Raw genomic sequence first — 24,669 nt, forward strand, 5'->3', positions numbered from 1 at the left:
GTTTACCTCCTTATTGATTGATTAGAATTTCAAGCCAGCTTCGCGAGCCGCTGTAGCTAGTGCTTGAACTCTTCCGTGATATAAGTATCCGCCACGGTCAAATACTACTTCTTGAACACCTTTATCTAGAGCACGTTTTGCAATCAAATCGCCAACTTTAGTTGCAGATTCAACATTACCACCGTTACCGATAGCAGTTGCTAGATCTTTATCTTTAGTAGAAGCGGACACGATTGTCACACCAGCTACATCGTCGATTAGTTGAGCATAAATGTGCTTAGAAGAACGGAACACAGACAAACGAGGACGTGCTGCTGTTCCATTGATTTTTTTACGAACGCGGAAACGTCTTTTCAGACGAGCCTTGTTTTTATCAGCTTTAGTAATCATGCAGGTACACTCCTTTCCATAGCCTTAAGACGCAAGTATAAGCGAGCTATAAAGCTGCTTATTTCTTCTTACCGGCTTTACCTTCTTTACGGATAATACGCTCACCTTCGTACTTAATACCTTTACCTTTATACGGCTCAGGTAGACGTACAGAACGAATTTGTGCAGCGATTTGACCTACACGCTCTTTATCAATACCGTTTACGGTAATTTTAGTTGTACCATTAACCTCGAAATCAATACCGCTCTCAGGAGCGATTTCAACCGGGTGAGAGTAACCAACGTTTAATGTGATTTTATCGCCGTTCTTAATAACGCGGTAGCCGACACCAACAAGTTCAAGATTTTTCTTGAAACCATCAGTAACGCCGCTAACCATATTAGCAACAACAGAACGAGTAGTTCCGTGTAGAGAACGGTGAAGTTTGTTATCGGAAGGACGCTCGATCACGATTTCTGTTTCAGAAACGTTCACGATCATATCACTATGAAGTGTACGAGAAAGAGTTCCTTTAGGTCCTTTAACTGTAATAACTGAGTTATCAAAAGTAACAGCAACACCTGCTGGTACTGGAATAGCTTTACGACCAATACGGGACATTGTTAAACCTCCTGTCTTCGTTACTTATATTACCATACGTAGCAGACTACTTCGCCGCCAGCTTTCGCTTGACGAGCTTCTTTGTCTGTCATTACACCTTTAGACGTTGAAATAATTGCAATTCCAAGTCCACCAAGTACGCGTGGGATTTCAGTAGATTTTGTGTAAACACGTAGACCTGGCTTAGAAATACGTTTAAGACCAGTAATTACGCGCTCTTGGCTTTGACCGTATTTCAAGAAAATACGAATCATACCTTGTTTGTTATCCTCGATGTATTCTGCATCACGGATAAATCCTTCACGCTTCAGAATTTCAGCGATATCTTTCTTCACTTTTGAAGCGGGCATTTCTACAGTTTCGTGACGAACGACATTCGCGTTACGAATACGTGTCAACATATCTGCAATCGGATCAGACATAACCATTAGTGTGAACCTCCTTCCCGAACTAGGCTGATTACCAGCTTGCTTTTTTAACGCCAGGAATCTGGCCCATATGTGCTAACTCGCGGAAACAAATCCGGCAAATTTTGAATTTTTGTAAAACTGAGTGCGGACGACCACAACGTTCACAGCGTGTATATGCACGAACTTTGAACTTAGGCGCGCGTTGTTGTTTCACTTTCATCGAAGTTTTTGCCACTGGGTATTACACCTCCTAGTAGTGGATTACTTCGCAAATGGCATACCCATTTGGGTTAGCAATTCACGAGATTCTTCGTCTGTATTAGCTGTTGTAACGATGACGATATCCATACCACGTGTTTTATCAACTTTATCATACTCGATCTCCGGGAAGATAAGTTGTTCTTTCAAACCAAGTGTGTAGTTACCACGACCGTCGAAAGCTTTAGTTGATACACCTTGGAAGTCACGTACACGCGGCAACGAGATGTTGAACAATTTATCAAGGAAATGATACATACGCTCACCACGTAGTGTAACTTTAACCCCGATAGGCATGTTCTCACGAAGTTTAAATCCAGCGATGGATTTCTTCGCACGTGTTACAACCGGTTTTTGACCGGCAATGATTTGCATTTCTTCAAGTGCAACATCAAGAATTTTGGAGTTAGAAACTGCTTCACCAACACCCATATTAATTACTACCTTCTCGATTTTTGGAACTTGCATCACTGAAGTATAGTTGAACTTCTGCATCAAAGCAGGAGTGATTTCATTAAGAAAGCGACCTTTCAGTCTTGCTGTCATTAGTCATGGACCTCCTTTCGTACATAACGATTAGTCAATCACTGCTCCGGAACGTTTAGCGATCCGAACCTTTTTACCGTTATCAAGCACTTTATATCCGATACGCGTTACTTGTCCGCTCTTAGGATCTACATGCATAACATTGGAAACGTGAATTGCTGCTTCTTGCTCAATAATTCCACCTTGTGGATTAGACTGTGATGGACGAGCATGTTTTTTAACAATATTGACACCTTCAACAAGAACACGGTTTTGACGAGGATAAGCTGCGATCACGCGGCCTTTTTTACCTTTGTCTTTCCCAGAAATAACGATGACAGTGTCATCCTTTTTCACATGAAGCTTGTTGTTATGGGATTCCAATAATTTTTTCACTCTTGGCATTTATTACACCTCCTGCGCATTTCGCTTTCAGGGTTATATAAACCGAACTTTAATTAGATAACTTCTGGAGCTAGAGATACGATCTTCATGAAGTCTTTATCACGAAGTTCGCGAGCAACTGGTCCAAAGATACGAGTACCACGTGGGCTCTTGTCATCTTTAACAACTACAGCAGCATTTTCATCAAATGCGATGTATGAACCATCTTTACGACGTACGGAACGCTTTGTACGAACGATAACGGCTTTAACTACATCACCTTTTTTGACAACGCCCCCTGGTGTTGCTTGTTTAACAGAACACACGATCAAATCACCAATTGCACCAACACGGCGTCCAGTACCACCAAGTACACGGATACACATAACTTCTTTTGCACCAGAGTTGTCAGCAACTCTAAGTCGCGTAAACGGTTGAATCATTTCAACGTCCTCCTTTCAAGAAAAGTGCTTTTCTTACACACGTTCATTAAAGAATGACAGCTGCTTCAACAATTTCGACCAGTCTGAAGCGCTTGTCTTTAGATAGTGGACGAGTCTCCATGATTTTTACAACATCGCCGATTTTAGCAGTATTGTTATCATCATGTGCTTTATATTTTTTCGTAGATTTAATACGTTTATGGTACAAGTTGTGCTTTTTGTATGACTCAACAGCAACAATAATTGTTTTGTCCATTTTGTCACTTACCACTTTGCCGATTTCAACTTTACGGGCATTGCGATCGCTCATAGTTGGCCTCCTTCCTGACAGTGATTATTTTATCACTTGGCAAGTTTATTAGCTGCTTATTCCAAGTTCTCTTTGACGAAGAACCGTTTTTGCGCGAGCAATTTCTTTACGCACGTCACGAATACGAGTCGGGTTGTCCAGTTGACCTGTTGCCAATTGGAAACGAAGGTTGAACAGCTCTTCTTTGAAACCAGCGATTTGTTGCTCGATTTCAGTAGATGTTAGGTTGCGAAATTCACTAGCCTTCATTTGCTTCACCACCCACTTCTACTTCTCGTTTCACGAACTTAGTTTTAACTGGCAACTTGTGAGATGCAAGACGCATAGCTTCGCGAGCTACTTCTTCAGGAACACCAGCTAGCTCAAACATAATTTTGCCTGGCTTAACTACTGCTACCCATTTCTCAACGTTACCTTTACCACTACCCATACGAACCTCTAGAGGCTTTTGAGTAATTGGCTTATCCGGGAAAATTTTGATCCATACTTTACCACCACGTTTGATATAACGAGTCATAGCGATACGAGCCGCTTCAATCTGGCGGTTAGTGATCCATGATGGTTCAAGTGCTTGAAGACCGTATTCACCAAAAGCTAGTGTAGTACCGCCTTTAGCACGACCTTTCATGTGACCACGTTGTTGTTTACGATGTTTTACGCGTTTAGGTACCAACATGATTAGTTGCCTCCTTCCTGTGGAGCTTTCTTCTTAGTCGGAAGGACTTCACCACGGTAGATCCATACTTTAACACCTAGACGACCATAAGTCGTAGCTGCTTCTGCTGTACCGTAATCGATGTCAGCACGAAGTGTATGAAGTGGAACAGTGCCTTCGCTATATCCTTCTGAACGAGCAATCTCAGCGCCGCCTAGACGACCAGAAACTGCAGTTTTGATTCCTTTTGCACCAGAACGCATAGAGCGTTGCATAGCTTGTTTTAGAGCACGACGGAATGATACACGACGTTCTAGTTGTTGAGCAATACTTTCAGCAACAAGGATAGCGTCTAGATCAGCATGCTTGATTTCTGAAATATTGATGTGAACTTTTTTACCTTTAGCGATTTTACCTAGTTGAACACGAAGATTTTCAACTTCTGTTCCGCCTTTACCAATTACCATACCTGGCTTAGCAGTATGAATCGTTACGTTTACGCGGTTAGCGGCACGTTCGATTTCAAAGCGAGAAACAGCAGCATCTTTCAACTTGCCTTTAAGGTATTCGCGAATTTTAACGTCTTCCATTAGAAGATCGCCGAAGTCTTTTTCTGCGTACCATCTGGATTCCCAATCACGGATGATCCCGACACGCAAACCATTAGGATTTACCTTTTGACCCACTCGTTATCCCTCCTTATTTTTCAGATACGACCAAAGTGATGTGGCTGGTTCTCTTATTAATTCTACTTGCACGACCCATTGCACGTGGGCGGAAACGTTTCATCGTTGGTCCTTGGTTCGCAAATACTTGCGATACAACCAAATTGTTAACGTCAAGTTGATTATTATGCTCAGCGTTAGCAATTGCAGAGTTTAACAACTTCTCCAAAATTGGGGAAGCAGCTTTAGGCGTGTGACGCAGAATTGCGATTGCTTCGCCAACTTTCTTACCACGGATTAAATCCGCAACCAATTGAGCTTTACGAGGAGCAATACGTACAAATCGTGCATGTGCTTTAGCTTCTGCCATGTGGGAACCTCCTCTCATTCATTAGAAAGTGATCAAGGGCAAATTAACGTCTGCCCGTTTTTTTGTCATCAGACGCGTGACCTTTATACGTACGTGTTGGTGCGAATTCGCCTAGTTTGTGACCAACCATATCTTCCGTCACATAAACTGGTACGTGTTTACGACCATCATATACTGCAAAAGTGTGTCCAATGAATTGTGGGAAAATTGTAGAGCGACGAGACCAAGTTTTAACTACAGTCTTTTTCTCTGTTTCATTCAAAACCTCAACTTTTTTCAAAAGGTGTCCATCAATAAATGGACCTTTTTTCAAACTGCGACCCATGTGAGTTCCTCCCTTCACGTAAGAGCTCTTGCATAACCGAAATTATGCTGTTTGTATCAAGCTATTATTACTTCGTGCGACCACGAACGATATATTGACTTGATGCTTTTTTCTTCTTGCGTGTTTTGTAACCAAGTGTCGGTTTACCCCAAGGAGACAATGGAGATTTACGACCGATAGGAGCACGACCTTCACCACCACCGTGAGGGTGATCGTTAGGGTTCATTACTACCCCGCGGACTTGAGGACGTTTGCCCAGCCAACGATTACGACCAGCTTTACCAATTTTGATAAGCTCATGGTCACCGTTACCTACAGCACCAATTGTAGCACGGCAAGTGTTAAGAATGCGACGAACTTCGCCAGAGTTAAGACGAACCGTTACATAACTTTCTTCTTTACCAAGCAATTGAGCTTCTGTACCAGCAGCACGAACTAATTGTCCGCCTTTACCAGGTTTCAACTCAATGTTGTGGATAACTGTACCAACTGGAATGTTAGCTAGAGGTAGAGAGTTACCGATTTTAATATCAGAACCAATACCAGATTGAACTTGGTCACCAACTTTAAGACCTTTAGGTGCGATAATGTAAGCTTTCGCTCCGTCAACATAATGGATTAGCGCAATGTTAGATGTACGGTTTGGATCGTACTCAATTGTTGCAACATTACCAATAATGCCGTCTTTATTACGTTTAAAGTCAATGATACGGTATTTACGTTTGTGTCCACCACCATGGTGACGAACTGTAATTTTACCTTGATTGTTACGACCAGCTTTTTTGAAAAGCGGCGCAAGCAATGATTTCTCCGGAGTACTTGTCGTAATTTCTTCGAATGTAGAAACTGACATGTTACGACGAGCAGGAGAGGTCGGTTTGTACTTTTTGATTGGCACTTGTGTTCCCTCCTTTTCTAAACTGACGTTTCAAAGAATTCAAGTTCTTTGCTATCTTGACTTAATTGAACAATAGCTTTTTTCCAATTTGGTCTGTAGCCACTGTATTTACCATAACGTTTCGGTTTACCCGCAACGCGCATAGTGTTAACACTAGTTACTTTAACATTGAAAATTTGTTCAATAGCAAGTTTGATTTCTGTTTTGTTAGAGCGCAAATCAACTTCAAAAACATAACGTTTTACAGCCATGTAATCGCTCGTACGTTCGGTAATAATCGGGCGCTTAATGATATCGCGAGGATTCTTCATTATGCAAACACCTCCTGTACTTTCTCTACCGCTTCTTTAGTGATGATCAATTTGTCATAAACAAGAACATCACGAACATTGATGCCATCAGCAGCGACGAATTTAACTCCAGGAATGTTACGAGCAGACAATGCTACGTTATCCTCGTAGTTAGCAGTAACAACCAAAGCTTTACGCTCTACTTTAAGGTTGTTAAGAATGTTTGCGAATTCTTTCGTTTTTGGAGTTGCAAATGCAAGTTGATCCAAAACGATGATGTTTTCTGCAATTACTTTAGAAGAAAGTGCAGATTTGATCGCAAGACGACGAACTTTTTTAGGAAGTTTGAAGCCGTATGAGCGAGGTGTAGGGCCGAATACAACACCACCACCAACCCATTGTGGCGAACGGATACTACCTTGACGAGCACGACCTGTACCTTTTTGTTTCCAAGGTTTACGTCCACCGCCTCGTACTTCGGAGCGTCCTTTAGTTTTGTGCGTTCCTTGACGTTCTGCAGCTTGTTGCAGAATGACAGCACTATGCATAACATGAACATGCGGTTGGATACCGAACACACTATCAGCTAGTTCTAGTTCGCCAACTTGTGCACCACTCACGTTGAATACTGTTACTTTAGGCATTTCTTGTTCCTCCTTTCTTCAACAACAATTAGTTCTTAACCGTTTGTTTAATATTTACAAATCCATTTTTAGGACCAGGGATAGAACCTTTAATTAGAATCACGTTACGCTCAGCGTCTACACGAATAACTTCTAATTTTTGAATAGTAACTGTTTCTGTACCCATATGTCCTGGTAGGCGTTTACCTTTCGGTACGCGGTTCGCTTGGATAGAACCCATTGAACCTGGACCACGGTGATAACGAGAACCATGTGACATTGGACCAGTACTTTGACCCCAACGTTTGATTACACCCGCGAATCCTTTACCTTTAGAAATACCTGTTACGTCAACAAATTCGCCTTGTGCGAATAAGTCAGCTGACACGATTTGGCCAACTTCATACTCACCAAGATTAATTCCACGAATTTCGCGAACGTAGCGCTTAGGAGTTGCATTAGCTTTTTTAGCGTGACCAGCTTCTGGTTTATTGGATCTGCTTTCTTTTTTGTCAGCAAAACCAAGTTGAACAGCTTCATAGCCATCGTTTTCCAAGTCTTTCTTCTGTAAGACTACGCAAGGACCAGCTTCAATTACTGTTACTGGAATTACGTTACCTTCAGGAGTAAATACTTGAGTCATACCAAGTTTTTTACCTAAGATACCTTTCATGTTGACACCTCATTCCTCTCTATACTTACATTAATTCTACTTACAGTTTGATTTCGATATCTACACCGGATGGTAGATCCAGACGCATCAATGCATCAACAGTCTGCGGCGTAGGATTCACGATATCGATCAAACGCTTATGAGTGCGTTGTTCGAATTGCTCGCGAGAATCCTTGTACTTATGCACAGCACGTAGTACAGTGATGATTGTTTTTTCCGTTGGTAACGGAATCGGACCGGATACACCAGCACCGGAACGTTTTGCAGTTTCAACAATTTTCTCTGCTGACTGGTCAAGAATTCTATGATCGTATGCTTTCAAACGAATACGAATTTTTTGCTTTGCCATTTTAAGTCCCTCCTTCTATCGCCCAATTTTTTAATCGGACATACTCCGTAAGAAAACCCTACACATGCCCCATGGCAAAGGGGCCGGGTGTGTCGGCAACCTCTCACATCAACGCAACGTCAGACCAACAGTCAATATTATACACGAGTAGGCATATGATTGCAACTAGTTTTATACCTTGTACAATATTTCTTTTTTCCGACGTATTATTCTCTAATTAATAGATCAAAGCGTACGCTTATCATCACTAATAGTTGTTCCATAGAATAGCTTAATGAGTACAAGCGCGCGTTCCGAGTCATCCATTAACTTATGCACTTTTAACATTATATAAGTTTATACCGAACTTGTCATGTTCCAAATAAAAACAACGATTTTTCATCTCTGAAAATCGTTGTTTTTATTTTGTTTTTTCTATTATATATAGTTGACCATTTCAATTACTCATTAACCGAGAACAACACGATCATCAGCCATTTTTTTACCGCTTATTCGTTCGAATTCATTCAATAAACTTTCTACAGTAAGCTGTGGTTTACGAACTTCATCAACTTGCAAAATAATTCGGCCCTTATCCATCATAATTAGTCGATTACCAAGACGAATCGCTTGCTCCATATTATGTGTAACCATTATCGTAGTAAGGTTAAGATCTTTTACGATTCGTTCGGTCAAATTAGTAATTAGTTCAGCTCGAGCTGGATCGAGCGCAGCCGTATGTTCATCAAGTAACAATATTTGCGGTCTAGTGAATGTAGCCATCAATAAACTTAAAGCTTGACGCTCACCACCTGATAACAATCCTACTTTTGCACCCATACGATTCTCAAGACCAATTCCAAGCTTAGAAAGTTCCTCTTTAAATATAACCTTAGTCTTGCTCGTTACACCAAATGAGAAACCTCTACGCTGACCACGTTTGTAAGCTAGTGCTAAGTTTTCTTCAATAGACATATGCGGCGCTGTACCTGCCATTGGATCTTGGAAAACACGACCTATCCATCGACTACGACTATGTTCAGGTAGATTACTGACATCAGTACCATCGATTACTATGTTTCCAATGTCAGGTTTAAGAACTCCTGATACTACATTCATTAATGTTGACTTACCTGCCCCATTACTTCCTATAATCGTTATAAAATCTCCACTCTTTAAATGCAAGTCTGCATTTAATAATGCGATTTTTTCATCGATTGTACCTGGATTAAACAATTTGGATACTTCGTTAATGTGTAACATCTAGCGCACTTCCCCCTTTCGAGGTCGAGTTCACTTGTTGGATAACTTCTTCTGCACGCTTGCGTGATGTTTTCTTTTCCTGCATTGCATTTTTAATAGTAGGAATAATTAATGCGAAAATAATAATAAGTGCTGTAACTAACTTCATGTCTTGTGCATCCATACCCGGAATTCTTAAGGCTAATGCATAAATAACGCGATATATAATAGCTCCGAGTACAACGGCAATCGTCGCACGGAATATTGTTTTCCTACCAAATATAGCTTCACCAATAATTACAGATGCTAAACCGATAACAATCATGCCTACACCCATATTGATATTTGTTTGATTCGTTGAGAATGCGATTAGACCACCGGAAGTTGCAACAAGCGCGTTTGACAATGAAACACCAAGAATTGTAGTCATATGTGTGTTAGCGCCAAAGCTTTTGATCATTCGTTGATTATCACCAGTTGCACGTAAACTTAGGCCGATATTCGTTTTGAAAAACAGATCTAATAATATTTTTACTCCTATAGCCACAATTATTCCAATTAACCATACTGGAGCAGAACTAAATAAATTCGTAGTATCACGCAATGAAAGACTAGGCTTGCCCATTATACGTAGATTGATTGAATAGAGAGCAATCATCATAATAATACCTGATAGTAGTCCATTAATTTTACCTTTTGTATGTAGCAGTCCTGTCATTAACCCGGCAAGTGCACCGCCACAAAACGCGAATATTAAAGAAATGACAGGTGAGTATCCATTCATCGCCATAACAGTAGTTATGGCTGCTCCCGTAGTAAAACTACCGTCTACTGTAAGATCCGGAAAATCTAATACTCGATAGGTAATAAATACACCCAATGCCATTAATGCATACAGTAAACCACTTTCTAACGCTCCTACTAATGAATATAACATCGTTTTCCTCCTTACTATTCAAACGTATGCAGGGGACCAGTTCTCTGATCCCCTGCAGGTATTACCTAATATAACTAACATTATATTAGGTATTATTGAATAATGTTATTAGCTGGATCTTTCACATAAGCTTTCATTGCATCTGTCACTTCAATACCCATCTCAGCTGCAACTTTTGTATTAATAATGAAATCAAGATTTTGCGGCTTAGTCACTGTCATCTCACCTGGTTTTTTACCATTTTTCAGAATATCGACAACCATCTGTCCTACTTGATAACCATGATCATAATATTTGAATCCTACTGTTGCAAACGCACCTGCCTCAACAGTGTCACGATCGGATGAGAAGAATGGGATGTCATTTTCGTAAGCAACATCGATAATCGTACCGACGGCTTCTACCACTGAGTTATCCAGTGTAATGAAGATTGCATCAACTTTACCTACTAATGATTGAGCTGCTATTTGCACATCTGATGCATTAACAATTGGTGCTTCAATTAATTCAATACCATGTGTAGCTAGACGAGCTTGTGCTGTTGCAGCCATAACTACGGAGTTAGACTCTCCCTTATTAATAACGATACCTACTTTTTTAACAGTAGAAAATTCTTTAGCAATGAAATCCATCAGTGATTCTATTGCTTCAGGACTAGAATCCGAAGCTCCTGTAACATTGCCACCTGGTGATTCTAATGAAGGAACCAGCTTGTCAGCAATAGGATCAGTTACTGCAGCGAACACTACTGGAGTTTCAGTAATTTCATCTATAAGCCCTAACGCACTAGGAGTCGCAATCCCGATTGCAACATCTGGATTACCTTCTTTAATTTTTTGTGAAATTGGTTGTAAATTAGCAGGTTCTGCTTGTGCGTTTTGGAAGTCGATAACTAGGTTTTCACCCTCTTTAATTCCAGCATCAGCTAGCGCATCAATAATACCATCATGAACTGCATTAAGTGATGGATGCTCAACATATTGAGAAATGGCAATTTTGTAAGAATCTGAATCTTTCCCGCCTGAACATGCTGTAAGTGATAAGACTACAAGTGATAACACTAAACCAGACAATAATTTCTTTTTCAATGAAATGACCCCTTTCATAATGCGAATATTGTATGAATGCTTGTATATTCTTTCCATCATCTTAAATGTACAACGCTAATACGTCAATACTTCTATTCTATAAAGTGTTGTCGCAGCATAACTTCATCATGAAATTAAAAACTACTTTAAATTACACAAAAAAGAAGCCTCCATTTGCATGGAGGCTTCTTTATAAGCAGCTTATGCTGCGAGTTTATTAAGCTTGGATAGATGCAACCGCACCGGCACCAACTGTACGACCACCTTCACGGATGGAGAAGCGAGTACCATCTTCTACCGCGATTGGAGCGATCAATTCAACAGTTACTTCGATGTTGTCACCAGGCATAACCATTTCAGAACCTTCAGGAAGGTTGATGATACCAGTTACGTCAGTTGTACGGAAGTAGAACTGTGGACGGTAACCAGTGAAGAATGGCTTATGACGGCCACCCTCTTCTTTAGTAAGAACGTAGATTTGAGCTGTGAAGTTAGTATGAGGCTTTACAGAACCTGGTTTAGCCAATACTTGACCGCGCTCGATATCTTTACGATCTACACCACGAAGTAGTGCACCAACGTTGTCCCCTGCTGAAGCATAGTCAAGCAATTTACGGAACATCTCAACGCCTGTTACTACAGACTTACGAGTTTCTTCTTGAAGACCGATAATTTCGATCTCATCACCAATTTTGATTTCTCCACGCTCAACACGACCAGTGGCAACAGTACCACGACCAGTGATTGTGAATACATCCTCAACAGGCATAAGGAATGGTTTGTTAATATCACGTTCTGGAGTTGGGATATAAGTATCGATTTGTTCGAACAATTCGATAATTTTAGCAGCCCAAGGACCATCAGTGTTTTGTAGTGCTTCACGAGCAGAACCACGAACGATTGGAGTATCATCACCAGGGAAATCGTATTCGCTAAGAAGGTCACGAATTTCCATTTCAACAAGCTCAAGAAGCTCTTCATCATCAACCATATCACATTTGTTCAAGAATACTACGATGTAAGGAACACCTACTTGACGAGAAAGCAAGATGTGCTCACGAGTTTGTGGCATAGGACCATCAGTTGCAGATACAACTAGGATAGCTCCGTCCATTTGTGCAGCACCAGTGATCATGTTTTTAACATAATCGGCATGGCCTGGGCAGTCAACGTGTGCATAGTGACGAGATGGAGTTTCATACTCTACGTGAGAAGTAGAGATTGTGATACCACGCTCGCGCTCTTCTGGAGCTTTATCGATTTGATCAAACGCAATCGCAGCACCACCATATGTTTTAGAAAGTACAGTAGTGATTGCAGCTGTAAGAGTAGTTTTACCATGATCGACGTGACCAATAGTACCAATATTTACGTGCGGTTTAGAACGGTCAAATTTAGCTTTTGCCATTGAACTTAATCCTCCTCAATATATCTAATTTATTTTTATGTGTAAGCCGATATTAGATATTTTATATCTAATTTCGGCTAAAATCAAACTTTTCAAAAGTGAGATTATTCACCTTTGTTTTTTGCAATAATCGCTTCAGCGATAGACTTAGGAACTTCTTCATAGTGAGAAAGCTCCATAGAGAATACGCCACGACCTTGAGTACCAGAACGTAGAGTTGTAGAATAACCAAACATCTCAGACAAAGGCACTTTAGAACGAACAATTTGTGCACCTGAACGCATATCTGATCCTTCAATACGTCCACGACGAGAGCTGATCATACCCATTACATCACCGAAGTATTCTTCAGGAACTGTAACTTCTACTTTCATGATTGGCTCAAGAATAACTGGCATACATTTTTCTTTGGCAGCTTTAAGTGCCAGAGATCCTGCAATTTTGAACGCCATCTCAGAAGAATCGACATCATGGTAAGAACCGTCAACAACAGTTGCTTTAACATCAACTAGTGGGTAACCAGCGATAACACCATTTTTCATTGATTCTTCAATACCAGCTTGGATTGGTCCGATATATTCACGAGGAATAGAACCACCCACGACTTTACTTTCAAAGACAAAGCCTGAACCAGCTTCAAGAGGTTCAAATTCAACCCAGCAATGACCGAATTGACCTTTACCACCTGATTGACGAACAAATTTACCTTCCACTTTCGCAGCAGCTGTGAAAGTCTCACGGTATGCTACTTGAGGAGCACCAACAGTTGTCTCAACTTTGAATTCACGACGCATACGATCAACTAGGATTTCAAGGTGAAGCTCACCCATACCCGCGATGATTGTTTGGTTCGTTTCTTCGTCAGTGTAAGCACGGAAAGTTGGATCTTCTTCAGCAAGCTTAGAGATTGCAATACCAAGTTTATCTTGGTCAGCTTTCGTCTTAGGCTCGATAGCGATTTGAATAACTGGATCAGGGAAGTTCATGGATTCAAGGATAATTGGCGCCTTTTCATCACATAATGTATCACCAGTAGTAGTATCTTTCAAACCTACAGCTGCTGCAATATCACCAGAGAATACTTCTTGAATCTCTTGACGGCTGTTTGCATGCATTTGTAGAATACGACCAACGCGCTCACGTTTACCTTTTGTAGAGTTCAATACGTAAGAACCTGATGCAAGAACACCAGAATATACGCGGAAGAACGTCAAACGACCAACGTAAGGATCCGTCATAATTTTGAAAGCTAGAGCAGAGAAAGGTGCTGAATCATCAGATGGACGGCTACTTTCAGTACCATCTTCTAATGTACCTTTAATTGCTTCGATGTCAACTGGAGCAGGTAGGTAATCTACTACTGCATCAAGAACCAATTGAACACCTTTGTTACGGTAAGATGAACCTGCTACGACAGGATAGATCTTAGTTTCACAAACGCCTTTACGAAGCGCAGATTTGATTTCTGGAATTGAAACTTCTTCGCCATCCAAATACTTCATCATTAGATCTTCGTCAAGCTCTGAAACTTTTTCTACCAAGATTGCACGTAACTCTTCAACTTGCTCCGCGTATTGTGCAGGAATTTCACCAACAACTGGATCTTTACCAGTATCATCAACATAAGTGTAAGACTTACGTTCGATAATATCGATAACACCGATGAAATCATTTTCAGCACCCATAGGTACTTGAATTGCTACTGCATTAGCTTGTAGACGCTCACGCATGTCTTTAATTACATTTAGGTAATCAGCACCGATGATGTCCATTTTGTTAACGTAAGCAATACGAGGAACCCCGTATTTATCTGCTTGACGCCAAACAGTTTCAGACTGAGGCTCAACGCCTTCTTTAGCACTGAAAACCCCTACAGCTCCGTCCAATACACGAAGAGAACGTTCAACTTCAACGGTGAAGTCTACGTGACCCGGAGTATCGATGATATTGATGCGGTTACCCTTCCAAGCGGCTGTTGTTGCAGCAGAAGTGATCGTGATACCACGCTCTTGCTCTTGCTCCATCCAGTCCATTGTTGCAGCACCTTCATGTACCTCACCAATTTTGTGAGTACGTCCAGTGAAGAACAGGATACGCTCAGTTGTTGTAGTTTTACCTGCATCGATATGCGCCATGATACCGATATTACGTGTATTTTCCAAGGAGAACTCTCTTTTTGCCATCGAATTTTCCTCTTTTCGTGGTTTATCCTACCAACGGTAGTGAGCGAAAGCTTTGTTAGCTTCAGCCATTTTGTGTGTATCTTCGCGTTTCTTCACAGCTGCACCAGTGTTGTTCGATGCATCCATGATTTCAGCCGCCAAACGTTCTTCCATCGTTTTCTCACCGCGGTTACGGGAGTAGTTAACCAACCAACGTAATGCTAGAGCAGTACGACGTTCAGGTTTAACTTCGATAGGCACTTGATAGTTAGCACCACCTACACGGCGAGCTTTAACCTCAAGTACAGGCATGATGTTTTTCATTGCTGCTTCAAAAACTTCCATTGGATCATTTCCAGAACGTTCTTGAACCAATTTGAATGCATCATACAAAATCGTTTGAGCAGTTCCTCTTTTACCGTCCAACATGATACGGTTGATAAGACGAGTTACCAATTTCGAATTATACAACGGATCTGGTAGCACATCGCGTTTTGTAACAGGACCTTTGCGTGGCATTAGAAGTCCCCCTTTCTTCAATAAATAATTTGTGTTGGTCTAACATTGCTCCGATTAGGAGTTGCCATTATTTTTTAACTTTAGGACGTTTAGTACCATATTTAGAACGAGCTTGCATACGGTTGTTTACACCTGCAGTATCAAGCGCACCACGAACGATGTGATAACGAACCCCTGCTAAGTCTTTTACTCGACCACCACGGATAAGTACCACGCTGTGCTCTTGAAGGTTATGTCCGATACCTGGAATGTACGCTGTAACCTCTACACGGTTAGTAAGACGTACACGGGCATATTTACGAAGCGCGGAGTTCGGCTTCCTTGGAGTCATAGTACCTACACGAGTACAAACACCACGTTTTTGTGGAGATCTAGTTTCAGTAGCTTCACGTTTAAGAGCATTAAAACCTCTTTGCAATGCTGGTGATTTTGATTTAACAACTTTAGCTTGGCGTCCTTTACGAACTAGCTGATTAATTGTTGGCATGTTGCCACCCCCTTCCCATAATTATGTCATTTATATTGGTAGACATCTCACCCAAATTCAAGCCCACAGATCCAGGCGGTTCATAATGAAGTTGCATATACCCATACCCGATCACTAGGCGCACTACAATATATTAGCACTAAGTGAATGGAGATGTCAAGCAGTAGACTAACACTTTACTTTTGAATTTTTGAATCCTCTGCATTTCATTACATTAAAAAGCGATAGATCCTCATACACGTAAACGTGATGAAAATCTACCGCTAGATTTAACAGCAATTAAGCTTTTTCTACAGTAATCGCTTCACTCTGCTCATCTGAAAGAACCGCTGTTCCAGCAGTTTCTTCAATGCCTGCAAAGCGAATGTTACGGTAACGTTGCATACCAGTACCGGCAGGGATTAGCTTACCGATAATAACGTTCTCTTTAAGACCGAGCAATTGGTCAACTTTACCTTTGATCGCTGCATCAGTAAGAACACGTGTTGTTTCTTGGAATGATGCGGCAGACAAGAAGGAATCAGTTTCAAGAGATGCTTTAGTAATACCAAGTAGTACAGGCTTAGCAATAGCTGGATCTTTACCCGTCAGAATTGCATCAAGGTTCGCCGCTTCATATTCATGCATATCCACGAATGAACCAGGTAATAGTGTAGTATCACCAGCAATAACGATACGGATTTTACGTAGCATTTGCTTAATCATAACCTCAATGTGTTTATCATTGATTTCTACACCTTGGTTACGATATACGCGTTGTACTTCTTGTAGAATATAGTTTTGAACGCCACGAATACCTTTGATACGTAGCATATCTTTAGGGTCGATAGAACCATCAGTAAGTTCATCTCCGGCTTCAACATGCTGACCTTCAGTTACACGAATACGAGATCCGTAAGTAACAGGGTATTCTTTGGATTCTGCTTCACCTTGAATTTCAATAACACGACGATCTTTCGTCTCATGAATTTTCTTCACGACACCATCAAGCTCAGAAATAAGTGCTTGACCTTTAGGATTACGTGCTTCGAATAGTTCTTGGATACGCGGAAGACCTTGTGTAATATCATCTCCGGCTACACCGCCCGTATGGAACGTACGCATTGTCAACTGTGTTCCTGGCTCACCGATAGATTGAGCTGCGATAATACCAACCGCTTCACCAATCTCAACGTGCTTACCAGTAGCAAGGTTACGACCATAACATACTTTACATACGCCGTGACGAGCACGACAGCTAAGTACAGAACGGATTTGAAGTTTTTCAACACCGGCTTCAACGATTGTTTCAGCTTTATCTGCATCGATAAGTTCATTACGGTTAACAAGAACTTCACCAGTTTTCGGATGACGAACCGTTTCGAATGAATAACGACCTTCAATACGGTCAAATAGGTCTTCAATAACCTCTTTACCATCTTGAATTTTGCTAACGATAAAGCCTTTATCAGTACCACAATCTTCTTCACGAACGATAACATCTTGCGCAACGTCAACTAGACGACGAGTTAGGTAACCTGAATCGGCTGTACGTAACGCTGTATCGGCAAGACCTTTACGAGCACCATGCGTAGAGATAAAGTACTCTAGTACTGTAAGGCCTTCACGGAAGTTAGATTTGATCGGTAACTCAATGATACGACCAGATGGATTGGCCATTAGACCACGCATACCACCAAGTTGTGTAATTTGAGATTTATTACCACGGGCTTTAGAGTCAACCATAAGCATGATGTTATTATAGCGATCCATAGATTTCATTAGGACTTCTGTAATTTCATCCTTACACTTACTCCAAATGCTAATGATACGGTCATAACGCTCTTCATTCGTAATAAGACCACGACGATATTGGTTCATAACTGTTGCTACTTTATCTTCTGATAGTTTCATAATTCCAGCTTTTTCTTTTGGAATAATGATATCAGATACACCGATAGTAATACCGGCTTTAGTAGAATAAGTGAAACCAAGCTCTTTGATCAAATCAAGAATAACAGACGTTTTAGTTGTGTGATATTTACGGAAACATTCCGCGATAATTGTTCCTAGGTAGTCTTTACCAACCGCAGGAGCTATCGGGAAGTCATTCATAATTTTTTGTAGGTCAGCACCTTTTTCGTATACGAAATAGTGATCAGGAATACCATTAATCAAGTTAGTTTTAGTCGCTTCGTTGATATAAGGGAATTCAGATGGGAATATTTCGTTGAAAATTACTTTACCTACTGTTGTGCAAAGAAGTGCTTCATTTTGTTTATCTGTAAAGCTTGTTTTGTTCAAAGCTTTGGCAGGGATAACAATACGAGCATGAAGAGCCGCAGCACCACGTTGATAAGAAGAAACTACTTCATTCACCGTAGCATAGATACCGCCACTACCTTTAGCTTCTTTGTTGTCCATTGTAAGGTAGAATGAACCTAGAACCATATCCTGAGACGGTGTAACTACTGGCTTACCATCTTTAGGGTTCAAGATATTACCAGAAGCAAGCATAAGCATACGAGCTTCAGCTTGAGCTTCAGCAGACAATGGAACGTGAACCGCCATTTGGTCACCATCAAAGTCAGCGTTATAAGCTGTACATACTAATGGATGCAATTTAATTGCGCGACCTTCAACAAGAATCGGTTCAAATGCTTGAATACCAAGTCTATGCAATGTTGGGGCACGGTTTAGAAGGACTGGATGCTCTCTAATAACTTCTTCAAGTACATCCCAAACTTCTGCACTTACACGCTCAACTTTACGCTTAGCACTCTTAATGTTATGTGCTAGACCTTTATTAACAAGTTCTTTCATAACGAAAGGCTTGAACAATTCTAGCGCCATTTCTTTTGGTAAACCACATTGGTACATTTTCAAGTTAGGACCTACAACGATAACCGAACGACCAGAATAGTCGACACGTTTACCTAGTAAGTTCTGACGGAAACGACCTTGTTTACCTTTAAGCATATGAGACAATGATTTTAATGGACGGTTACCAGGACCCGTTACAGGGCGGCCACGACGACCATTATCGATCAATGCATCAACAGCTTCTTGAAGCATACGTTTCTCATTTTGCACGATAATATCAGGAGCACCAAGATCAAGAAGACGTTTTAGGCGGTTATTACGGTTAATAACACGACGATATAGATCATTCAAGTCAGATGTAGCAAAACGACCACCATCTAATTGAACCATCGGACGAAGTTCTGGAGGAATGACAGGAAGTACATCCATAACCATCCACTCAGGCATATTACCGGAATTACGGAATGCTTCAACTACTTCAAGACGTTTAATCGCACGATTACGACGTTGGCCTTGAGCAGTGCGCAATTCTTCCTTCAACGTTACTAGTTCACCTTCAATATCAATATCTTGAAGCAATTTCTTGACAGCTTCAGCACCCATGCCTGCTTGGAAACCATAACCATATTTTTCACGGTAGCTACGATATTCCTTCTCGGACAATAGTTGTTTTTTCTCAAGTGGAGTTTCACCAGGATCAGTTACAACATATGATGCAAAATAGATAATCTCTTCAAGAGAACGAGGAGACATATCTAGCGCTAGACCCATACGACTTGGAATACCTTTAAAGTACCAAATATGAGTGACAGGCGCTGCTAATTCAATGTGCGCCATACGTTCACGACGTACTTTAGCACGAGTGACTTCAACGCCACAGCGATCACAAACTACGCCTTTATAACGTACACGTTTGTATTTACCGCAATGACATTCCCAGTCCTTTGTTGGTCCGAAAATCTTTTCACAGAAAAGACCTTCTTTCTCCGGTTTCAACGTTCTATAATTGATGGTTTCCGGCTTTTTAACCTCTCCGCGGGACCATGAGCGAATCTTGTCTGGCGATGCCAAACCAATTTTCATATACTCGAAGTTGTTCACGTCCAACAAGGAGCAACCCTCCTTCGTCATGTATGACTATGTCTTATTAAGCACCAAACTTCAATCAGCGAGAGTATTCTCTACACTGACTGAAGCTTAGTTTGTGCTTTGTGAAATTATGCTAAATCAAGATTATCTTCATCTTCTTCAGTAAACTCTTCATCTTGTGATTCTGAGTTACTAGCTACTACAGGAGCAGTTTCGAATGCTTCAACTTCAACGTCGTCAAGGTTAAGCTTTTCGCTCGTACCGTCATCGTCGTCATCCATCTCTTTCATTTCGATCTCTTCTTCGTTTTCCGATAGGATCTTAACGTCCATACCCAAACTTTGAAGCTCCTTAATCAATACTTTGAATGATTCTGGAACGCCTGGTTCTGGAACATTTTCACCTTTAACGATGGATTCGTATGTTTTCACACGTCCAACAACGTCATCGGATTTAACAGTAAGAATTTCTTGTAGTGTATACGCAGCACCATATGCTTCAAGTGCCCATACCTCCATCTCACCGAAACGCTGTCCACCAAATTGAGCTTTACCTCCAAGTGGCTGTTGTGTAACAAGTGAGTAAGGACCAGTAGAACGAGCATGGATTTTATCTTCAACCATATGCGCCAGTTTGATCATGTACATGACACCAACTGTAACTTCACGTTCAAACTCATCACCGGTACGTCCATCATAAAGAATAGTTTTACCGCTACGGTTCATACCAGCTTCTTCCATAGTATCGAAGACGTCATTCTCATTGGCACCATCGAATACTGGAGTTGCAGCATGAATTCCAAGCAATTTACAAGCCATACCTAAGTGAACCTCAAGCGCTTGACCGATGTTCATACGTGATGGTACGCCTAGTGGGTTAAGAACAACCTCTACTGGAGTTCCATCTGGTAAGAACGGCATATCTTCTTCTGCCATAATACGTGCGATGACACCTTTGTTACCGTGACGTCCCGCCATTTTATCGCCTTCAGAGATTTTACGTTTTTGAGCAATGTATACACGTACTAGATGATTAACTCCCGGTGGAAGTTCATCGCCATTTTCACGAGTAAATACTTTGACATCAACAACGATACCAGTCGTACCATGCGGTACACGTAGAGAAGTATCACGAACTTCACGAGCTTTCTCACCAAAGATCGCATGTAGTAGACGTTCTTCAGCAGTAAGTTCTGTTACACCTTTAGGCGTAACTTTACCAACTAGAATGTCACCAGAATTAATCTCAGCACCAACGCGGATTATACCACGTTCATCAAGATTGCGAAGTGCGTCTTCACCAACGTTAGGAATGTCACGAGTAATTTCCTCTGGTCCAAGCTTCGTATCACGAGCTTCAGATTCATACTCTTCTATATGGATAGATGTATAAACATCTTCTTTAACTAGTTTTTCACTAAGTAGGATAGCATCCTCATAGTTATAACCTTCCCAAGTCATAAACGCGACAACCACGTTACGACCTAGAGCCAATTCACCCTTCTCAGTAGAAGGACCATCCGCAAGAATATCACCTTTTTTGATGACATCACCTTTACGAACTAGTGGACGTTGGTTAATACAAGTACCTTGGTTAGAACGCATAAATTTGTGAATCTTATGTCTAACTAGATCACCTTGTACTTCCTTACCGTCTACGATTTCTACACGACGAAGAAGAATTTCATTTGCTGTAGCACGTTCGATGACACCATCAAATTTGGCTACAACACATACACCCGAATCTTTAGCTGCCTTATGCTCCATACCAGTACCAACAAGTGGTGATCTAGGGATAAGCAAAGGAACTGCTTGACGTTGCATGTTCGATCCCATTAGCGCACGGTTGGAGTCATCATTCTCTAGGAATGGAATCAACGCTGTCGCAACAGAAACGACTTGCTTAGGCGATACATCCATATAGTCAACACGGCTACTTGGCATTGTTAAGATGTTATCAGCTTGCTTATTGAAACGTACAATCGTTTCTTTCTCAGCAAACTTACTATCATCCGTAAGTGGTGCATTCGCTTGTGCAACAATATAGTTATATTCCTCATCGGCAGTCATGTAAGAGATACGCTCTGTTACAATGCCTGTTTCAGGATCAACCCAACGATATGGAGCTTCAATGAAACCATATTCATTGATACGTGCATATGTTGACAAGGAGTTGATCAAACCGATGTTTGGTCCCTCTGGCGTTTCAATCGGACACATACGACCATAGTGAGAGTTATGAACGTCACGCACTTCAAAGCCTGCGCGTTCACGCGTCAAACCACCGGGTCCTAGTGCAGATAGACGACGCTTATGCGTCAATTCCGCTAGTGGGTTTGTTTGGTCCATAAATTGAGACAATTGAGAAGAACCGAAGAACTCCTTAATTGATGCAATTACAGGACGAATATTAATTAACGCTTGAGGCGTAATAGCATTAGCATCCTGAATCGACATTCTCTCACGAACAACACGTTCCATACGAGAAAGACCGATACGGAATTGGTTTTGTAGCAATTCGCCAACTGAACGCAAACGACGGTTACCTAAATGGTCAATATCGTCTACATCGCCTACACCTTGTAATAAGTTAAGGAAGTAGTTGATAGAAGAGATAATATCTGCAGGCGTAATATGCTTAACAGATTTATCAATAATACCGTTAGCGATAATTTTGATGATTTTGGTATCATCATTAGGAGCATACACACTAATCGTTTGAAGAGGAATATCATGGGATTCTAACACACCGTTACCAACGGAATATGTTTTGAAGCCGATATCTGATTCAAGACGATCAAGAATTTGGTCTAGTATACGACGGTCAATCACTTGTCCCTTTTCAGCAACAATTTCACCAGTCGAAGCATCAATCAAATCTTCTGCAAGACGTTGATTGAACAGACGATTCTTAATGTGAAGCTTCTTGTTAATCTTGTAACGACCAACATTCGCCAAATCATAGCGTTTTGGATCGAAGAAACGAGCAACTAGCAAGCTTCTAGCATTATCCAATGTCGGAGGTTCACCTGGACGAAGACGCTCATAGATTTCAATCAGAGCTTTCTCTGTTGAATCTGTGCTGTCTTTATCAAGTGTGTTACTGATGTATTCATCATGACCAAGAAGATCAAGAATTTCAGCATCAGTACCAAATCCAAGCGCACGAAGAAGTACTGTTACTGGGATTTTGCGTGTACGGTCAATACGAACGTAGACGATATCCTTAGCATCAGTTTCAAGCTCAAGCCATGCACCACGGTTAGGAATTACAGTAGCCGTGAATGCTTTTTTACCGTTTTTATCAACTTTAGTGCTGAAATACACACTCGGGGATCGTACCAATTGGCTGACGATAACGCGTTCCGCCCCGTTAATGATAAACGTGCCGGTCTCTGTCATTAGTGGGAAATCACCCATAAAGACTTCTTGTTCCTTAACCTCGCCTGTCTCCTTGTTGATTAAACGCACTTTCACGCGTAAAGGAGCTGCAAACGTAACATCCCGTTCTTTCGATTCATCGACTGAATATTTCGGTTCACCTAAGCTGTAATCAATAAACTCAAGCGATAAATTGCCCGTAAAGTCCGAAATCGGAGAGATATCCTGGAATAACTCAATTAAGTCATTGTCCAAAAATTTCTCATACGATTTTTGTTGGATTTCAATCAGGTTCGGGACTTCCAGCACCTCTTTGATTCGACTGTAGCTCCTACGAGTACGTCGACCATACTGAACAAGTTGTCCTGCCAACTTAACCTCACCCCTCATGTCTGTCTAACAGCAACGTAATTTCCACAGCTGTTGCGATAACTACATATTATGACTATAGTTATCATAAAAATAAAGAAAAGCCCTTATCGAATACTTTCGAAAAAAGAGCATGTTTCTGGCAGTTAACCATCCGTCACGCGATAACGAAGGTCATATCAAGTAATTTTGCCCAAATTCTTACTGTTTACTCAAAAAATACCAAATTATTTCAAATCGCGTACAATTCGGCACTTGACATTTTAGTTAACTAAAGAGATTATAAGCAATTTTATGCTGACATTCCACAATACTAACATATTAGAAATGTCAAGTCAAATGTTTTTGAGTCTTTTCAGTATAATTTTCATAAAAATGTTATTTAGCTTTTACCGCCTTGAAAATACGATACCCTTTATCCTTGGTCACTTCTTCAACTTCACCGAATAATTGTTCCAATTTTTCGAATGCTGAAGGAGCACCTTGTTTCTTTTGAATAACAATCCACATACTACCGCCAGCATTGAGCAAGTTATAACCTTCTTCAAAAACACGATGTACAACTACTTTACCAGCACGAATCGGTGGATTACTAATGATGCAATCAAAATGTTGATCTTTCACTGATTCATAAAGATCACTTTGTAATACAGTTACATTACTTACTCCATTTTGTTTGGCATTAGCTTTGCTTAGTTGTACCGCTCGCTCATTAATATCAATCATTGTGATGTGACCTTGTGGCGCGAGCTTAGCTGCAGTAATTCCAATCGGGCCATAGCCACAACCTACATCTAATACGGTAGCATTCTCAGCAAATTGCATGACATCTATCAATACTTGACTACCATAATCAACACCAGATTTTGAAAATACTCCAGCATCGGTTGCTAGTTTAATATTAAAACCTCTTAAATTCCATTCACGTTGTTGCTTTGAACTTGCTACTGTTGGTTGCTTTGAATAGTAATGATTGGACAACCGTTTCACCAACCTTCAATCGTTCATATAAGAAGCCCCTTGAAACCTAGGCTTCAA

Annotated in this window: 28 protein-coding genes; all 28 read right to left on the bottom strand. The window is 40.9% G+C overall.

Annotation, left to right across the window (positions count from 1 at the left end):
- Positions 1-21: 21 nt before the first annotated feature.
- On the bottom strand, positions 22-390 hold the full coding sequence (rplR, locus tag NV377_RS25495; RefSeq protein ID WP_258203653.1) for a 50S ribosomal protein L18: 369 nt from the start codon (positions 388-390) through the stop codon (positions 22-24).
- Positions 391-448: 58 nt separating this feature from the next.
- On the bottom strand, positions 449-991 hold the full coding sequence (rplF, locus tag NV377_RS25500) for a 50S ribosomal protein L6 (RefSeq protein WP_258203654.1): 543 nt from the start codon (positions 989-991) through the stop codon (positions 449-451).
- A 29-nt stretch (positions 992-1,020) separates the two neighbouring features.
- Positions 1,021-1,419 (bottom strand): 30S ribosomal protein S8, encoded by a 399-nt coding sequence (rpsH, locus tag NV377_RS25505; protein WP_258203655.1) that lies wholly within the window; start codon positions 1,417-1,419, stop codon positions 1,021-1,023.
- Positions 1,420-1,450: 31 nt separating this feature from the next.
- Positions 1,451-1,636, bottom strand: coding sequence for a type Z 30S ribosomal protein S14 (locus NV377_RS25510; RefSeq protein WP_258203656.1), 186 nt, complete (start codon positions 1,634-1,636; stop codon positions 1,451-1,453).
- Between the two features lie 26 nt (positions 1,637-1,662).
- Complete coding sequence (rplE, locus tag NV377_RS25515; protein ID WP_258203657.1) at positions 1,663-2,205, bottom strand: 50S ribosomal protein L5; 543 nt, start codon at positions 2,203-2,205, stop codon at positions 1,663-1,665.
- Between the two features lie 30 nt (positions 2,206-2,235).
- Complete coding sequence (rplX, locus tag NV377_RS25520; protein ID WP_258203658.1) at positions 2,236-2,589, bottom strand: 50S ribosomal protein L24; 354 nt, start codon at positions 2,587-2,589, stop codon at positions 2,236-2,238.
- Positions 2,590-2,642: 53 nt separating this feature from the next.
- A complete protein-coding gene (gene rplN, locus NV377_RS25525; protein ID WP_258203659.1) occupies positions 2,643-3,011 on the bottom strand; it encodes a 50S ribosomal protein L14 in 369 nt (122 codons plus the stop codon).
- Positions 3,012-3,057: 46 nt separating this feature from the next.
- The gene (gene rpsQ / locus NV377_RS25530; RefSeq protein WP_258203660.1) at positions 3,058-3,321 is read right to left on the bottom strand and encodes a 30S ribosomal protein S17; all 264 of its coding nucleotides are present in this window, start codon (positions 3,319-3,321) and stop codon (positions 3,058-3,060) included.
- 48 nt (positions 3,322-3,369) lie between these two features.
- A complete protein-coding gene (rpmC, locus tag NV377_RS25535; protein ID WP_258203661.1) occupies positions 3,370-3,570 on the bottom strand; it encodes a 50S ribosomal protein L29 in 201 nt (66 codons plus the stop codon).
- Positions 3,560-3,997: a 50S ribosomal protein L16 gene (rplP, locus tag NV377_RS25540; protein WP_258203662.1), complete on the bottom strand. Its 438-nt coding sequence runs from the start codon at positions 3,995-3,997 to the stop codon at positions 3,560-3,562. The genes rpmC and rplP overlap by 11 nt, the downstream gene beginning before the upstream one ends.
- 2 nt (positions 3,998-3,999) lie before the next feature.
- Complete coding sequence (rpsC, locus tag NV377_RS25545) at positions 4,000-4,662, bottom strand: 30S ribosomal protein S3 (protein WP_258203663.1); 663 nt, start codon at positions 4,660-4,662, stop codon at positions 4,000-4,002.
- A 13-nt stretch (positions 4,663-4,675) separates the two neighbouring features.
- A complete protein-coding gene (rplV, locus tag NV377_RS25550) occupies positions 4,676-5,011 on the bottom strand; it encodes a 50S ribosomal protein L22 (RefSeq protein WP_258203664.1) in 336 nt (111 codons plus the stop codon).
- Between the two features lie 43 nt (positions 5,012-5,054).
- Complete coding sequence (rpsS, locus tag NV377_RS25555; protein ID WP_258203665.1) at positions 5,055-5,336, bottom strand: 30S ribosomal protein S19; 282 nt, start codon at positions 5,334-5,336, stop codon at positions 5,055-5,057.
- A gap of 67 nt (positions 5,337-5,403) precedes the next feature.
- The gene (gene rplB, locus NV377_RS25560) at positions 5,404-6,234 is read right to left on the bottom strand and encodes a 50S ribosomal protein L2 (RefSeq protein ID WP_258203666.1); all 831 of its coding nucleotides are present in this window, start codon (positions 6,232-6,234) and stop codon (positions 5,404-5,406) included.
- Positions 6,235-6,251: 17 nt separating this feature from the next.
- Positions 6,252-6,545 (bottom strand): 50S ribosomal protein L23, encoded by a 294-nt coding sequence (gene rplW / locus NV377_RS25565; RefSeq protein WP_258203667.1) that lies wholly within the window; start codon positions 6,543-6,545, stop codon positions 6,252-6,254.
- Positions 6,545-7,168 (bottom strand): 50S ribosomal protein L4, encoded by a 624-nt coding sequence (gene rplD, locus NV377_RS25570; protein ID WP_258203668.1) that lies wholly within the window; start codon positions 7,166-7,168, stop codon positions 6,545-6,547. Before rplD ends, rplW begins: the two co-directional genes overlap by 1 nt.
- 28 nt (positions 7,169-7,196) lie before the next feature.
- Positions 7,197-7,820, bottom strand: a complete 624-nt coding sequence (gene rplC / locus NV377_RS25575) for a 50S ribosomal protein L3 (protein ID WP_258203669.1) — start codon at positions 7,818-7,820, stop codon at positions 7,197-7,199.
- A gap of 40 nt (positions 7,821-7,860) precedes the next feature.
- Positions 7,861-8,169, bottom strand: a complete 309-nt coding sequence (gene rpsJ, locus NV377_RS25580) for a 30S ribosomal protein S10 (protein ID WP_258203670.1) — start codon at positions 8,167-8,169, stop codon at positions 7,861-7,863.
- A gap of 447 nt (positions 8,170-8,616) precedes the next feature.
- Positions 8,617-9,411 carry an ABC transporter ATP-binding protein gene (locus NV377_RS25585; protein ID WP_258203671.1) on the bottom strand — a complete coding sequence of 265 codons (795 nt, stop codon included), beginning with the start codon at positions 9,409-9,411 and terminating at the stop codon, positions 8,617-8,619.
- Positions 9,398-10,327, bottom strand: coding sequence for an ABC transporter permease (locus tag NV377_RS25590; protein ID WP_258203672.1), 930 nt, complete (start codon positions 10,325-10,327; stop codon positions 9,398-9,400). Before NV377_RS25590 ends, NV377_RS25585 begins: the two co-directional genes overlap by 14 nt.
- A gap of 92 nt (positions 10,328-10,419) precedes the next feature.
- Positions 10,420-11,415: an ABC transporter substrate-binding protein gene (locus NV377_RS25595; protein ID WP_258203673.1), complete on the bottom strand. Its 996-nt coding sequence runs from the start codon at positions 11,413-11,415 to the stop codon at positions 10,420-10,422.
- Positions 11,416-11,632: 217 nt separating this feature from the next.
- Positions 11,633-12,823, bottom strand: a complete 1,191-nt coding sequence (tuf, locus tag NV377_RS25600; RefSeq protein WP_258203674.1) for an elongation factor Tu — start codon at positions 12,821-12,823, stop codon at positions 11,633-11,635.
- A gap of 104 nt (positions 12,824-12,927) precedes the next feature.
- Positions 12,928-15,006: an elongation factor G gene (gene fusA / locus NV377_RS25605; RefSeq protein WP_258203675.1), complete on the bottom strand. Its 2,079-nt coding sequence runs from the start codon at positions 15,004-15,006 to the stop codon at positions 12,928-12,930.
- A gap of 27 nt (positions 15,007-15,033) precedes the next feature.
- The gene (gene rpsG / locus NV377_RS25610) at positions 15,034-15,504 is read right to left on the bottom strand and encodes a 30S ribosomal protein S7 (RefSeq protein WP_258203676.1); all 471 of its coding nucleotides are present in this window, start codon (positions 15,502-15,504) and stop codon (positions 15,034-15,036) included.
- Between the two features lie 67 nt (positions 15,505-15,571).
- A complete protein-coding gene (gene rpsL, locus NV377_RS25615) occupies positions 15,572-15,991 on the bottom strand; it encodes a 30S ribosomal protein S12 (protein WP_258203677.1) in 420 nt (139 codons plus the stop codon).
- 279 nt (positions 15,992-16,270) lie between these two features.
- On the bottom strand, positions 16,271-19,903 hold the full coding sequence (rpoC, locus tag NV377_RS25620; RefSeq protein WP_258203678.1) for a DNA-directed RNA polymerase subunit beta': 3,633 nt from the start codon (positions 19,901-19,903) through the stop codon (positions 16,271-16,273).
- Positions 19,904-20,010: 107 nt separating this feature from the next.
- Positions 20,011-23,634: a DNA-directed RNA polymerase subunit beta gene (gene rpoB, locus NV377_RS25625; protein WP_258203679.1), complete on the bottom strand. Its 3,624-nt coding sequence runs from the start codon at positions 23,632-23,634 to the stop codon at positions 20,011-20,013.
- 375 nt (positions 23,635-24,009) lie between these two features.
- A complete protein-coding gene (locus NV377_RS25630) occupies positions 24,010-24,612 on the bottom strand; it encodes a class I SAM-dependent methyltransferase (RefSeq protein WP_258203680.1) in 603 nt (200 codons plus the stop codon).
- Positions 24,613-24,669: the final 57 nt, after the last annotated feature.

This window comes from Paenibacillus endoradicis (genome assembly GCF_024721975.1).

Coding starts and splice junctions, on each gene's coding strand:
- rplR (WP_258203653.1), bottom strand. CDS start 390: ATGATTACTAAAGCTGATAAAAACAAGGCTCGTCTGAAAAGACGTTTC.
- rplF (WP_258203654.1), bottom strand. CDS start 991: ATGTCCCGTATTGGTCGTAAAGCTATTCCAGTACCAGCAGGTGTTGCT.
- rpsH (WP_258203655.1), bottom strand. CDS start 1,419: ATGGTTATGTCTGATCCGATTGCAGATATGTTGACACGTATTCGTAAC.
- rplE (WP_258203657.1), bottom strand. CDS start 2,205: ATGACAGCAAGACTGAAAGGTCGCTTTCTTAATGAAATCACTCCTGCT.
- rplX (WP_258203658.1), bottom strand. CDS start 2,589: ATGCCAAGAGTGAAAAAATTATTGGAATCCCATAACAACAAGCTTCAT.
- rplN (WP_258203659.1), bottom strand. CDS start 3,011: ATGATTCAACCGTTTACGCGACTTAGAGTTGCTGACAACTCTGGTGCA.
- rpsQ (WP_258203660.1), bottom strand. CDS start 3,321: ATGAGCGATCGCAATGCCCGTAAAGTTGAAATCGGCAAAGTGGTAAGT.
- rpmC (WP_258203661.1), bottom strand. CDS start 3,570: ATGAAGGCTAGTGAATTTCGCAACCTAACATCTACTGAAATCGAGCAA.
- rplP (WP_258203662.1), bottom strand. CDS start 3,997: ATGTTGGTACCTAAACGCGTAAAACATCGTAAACAACAACGTGGTCAC.
- rplV (WP_258203664.1), bottom strand. CDS start 5,011: ATGGCAGAAGCTAAAGCACATGCACGATTTGTACGTATTGCTCCTCGT.
- rpsS (WP_258203665.1), bottom strand. CDS start 5,336: ATGGGTCGCAGTTTGAAAAAAGGTCCATTTATTGATGGACACCTTTTG.
- rplW (WP_258203667.1), bottom strand. CDS start 6,545: ATGAAGAATCCTCGCGATATCATTAAGCGCCCGATTATTACCGAACGT.
- rplD (WP_258203668.1), bottom strand. CDS start 7,168: ATGCCTAAAGTAACAGTATTCAACGTGAGTGGTGCACAAGTTGGCGAA.
- rplC (WP_258203669.1), bottom strand. CDS start 7,820: ATGAAAGGTATCTTAGGTAAAAAACTTGGTATGACTCAAGTATTTACT.
- rpsJ (WP_258203670.1), bottom strand. CDS start 8,169: ATGGCAAAGCAAAAAATTCGTATTCGTTTGAAAGCATACGATCATAGA.
- NV377_RS25585 (WP_258203671.1), bottom strand. CDS start 9,411: ATGTTACACATTAACGAAGTATCCAAATTGTTTAATCCAGGTACAATC.
- NV377_RS25590 (WP_258203672.1), bottom strand. CDS start 10,327: ATGTTATATTCATTAGTAGGAGCGTTAGAAAGTGGTTTACTGTATGCA.
- tuf (WP_258203674.1), bottom strand. CDS start 12,823: ATGGCAAAAGCTAAATTTGACCGTTCTAAACCGCACGTAAATATTGGT.
- fusA (WP_258203675.1), bottom strand. CDS start 15,006: ATGGCAAAAAGAGAGTTCTCCTTGGAAAATACACGTAATATCGGTATC.
- rpsG (WP_258203676.1), bottom strand. CDS start 15,504: ATGCCACGCAAAGGTCCTGTTACAAAACGCGATGTGCTACCAGATCCG.
- rpsL (WP_258203677.1), bottom strand. CDS start 15,991: ATGCCAACAATTAATCAGCTAGTTCGTAAAGGACGCCAAGCTAAAGTT.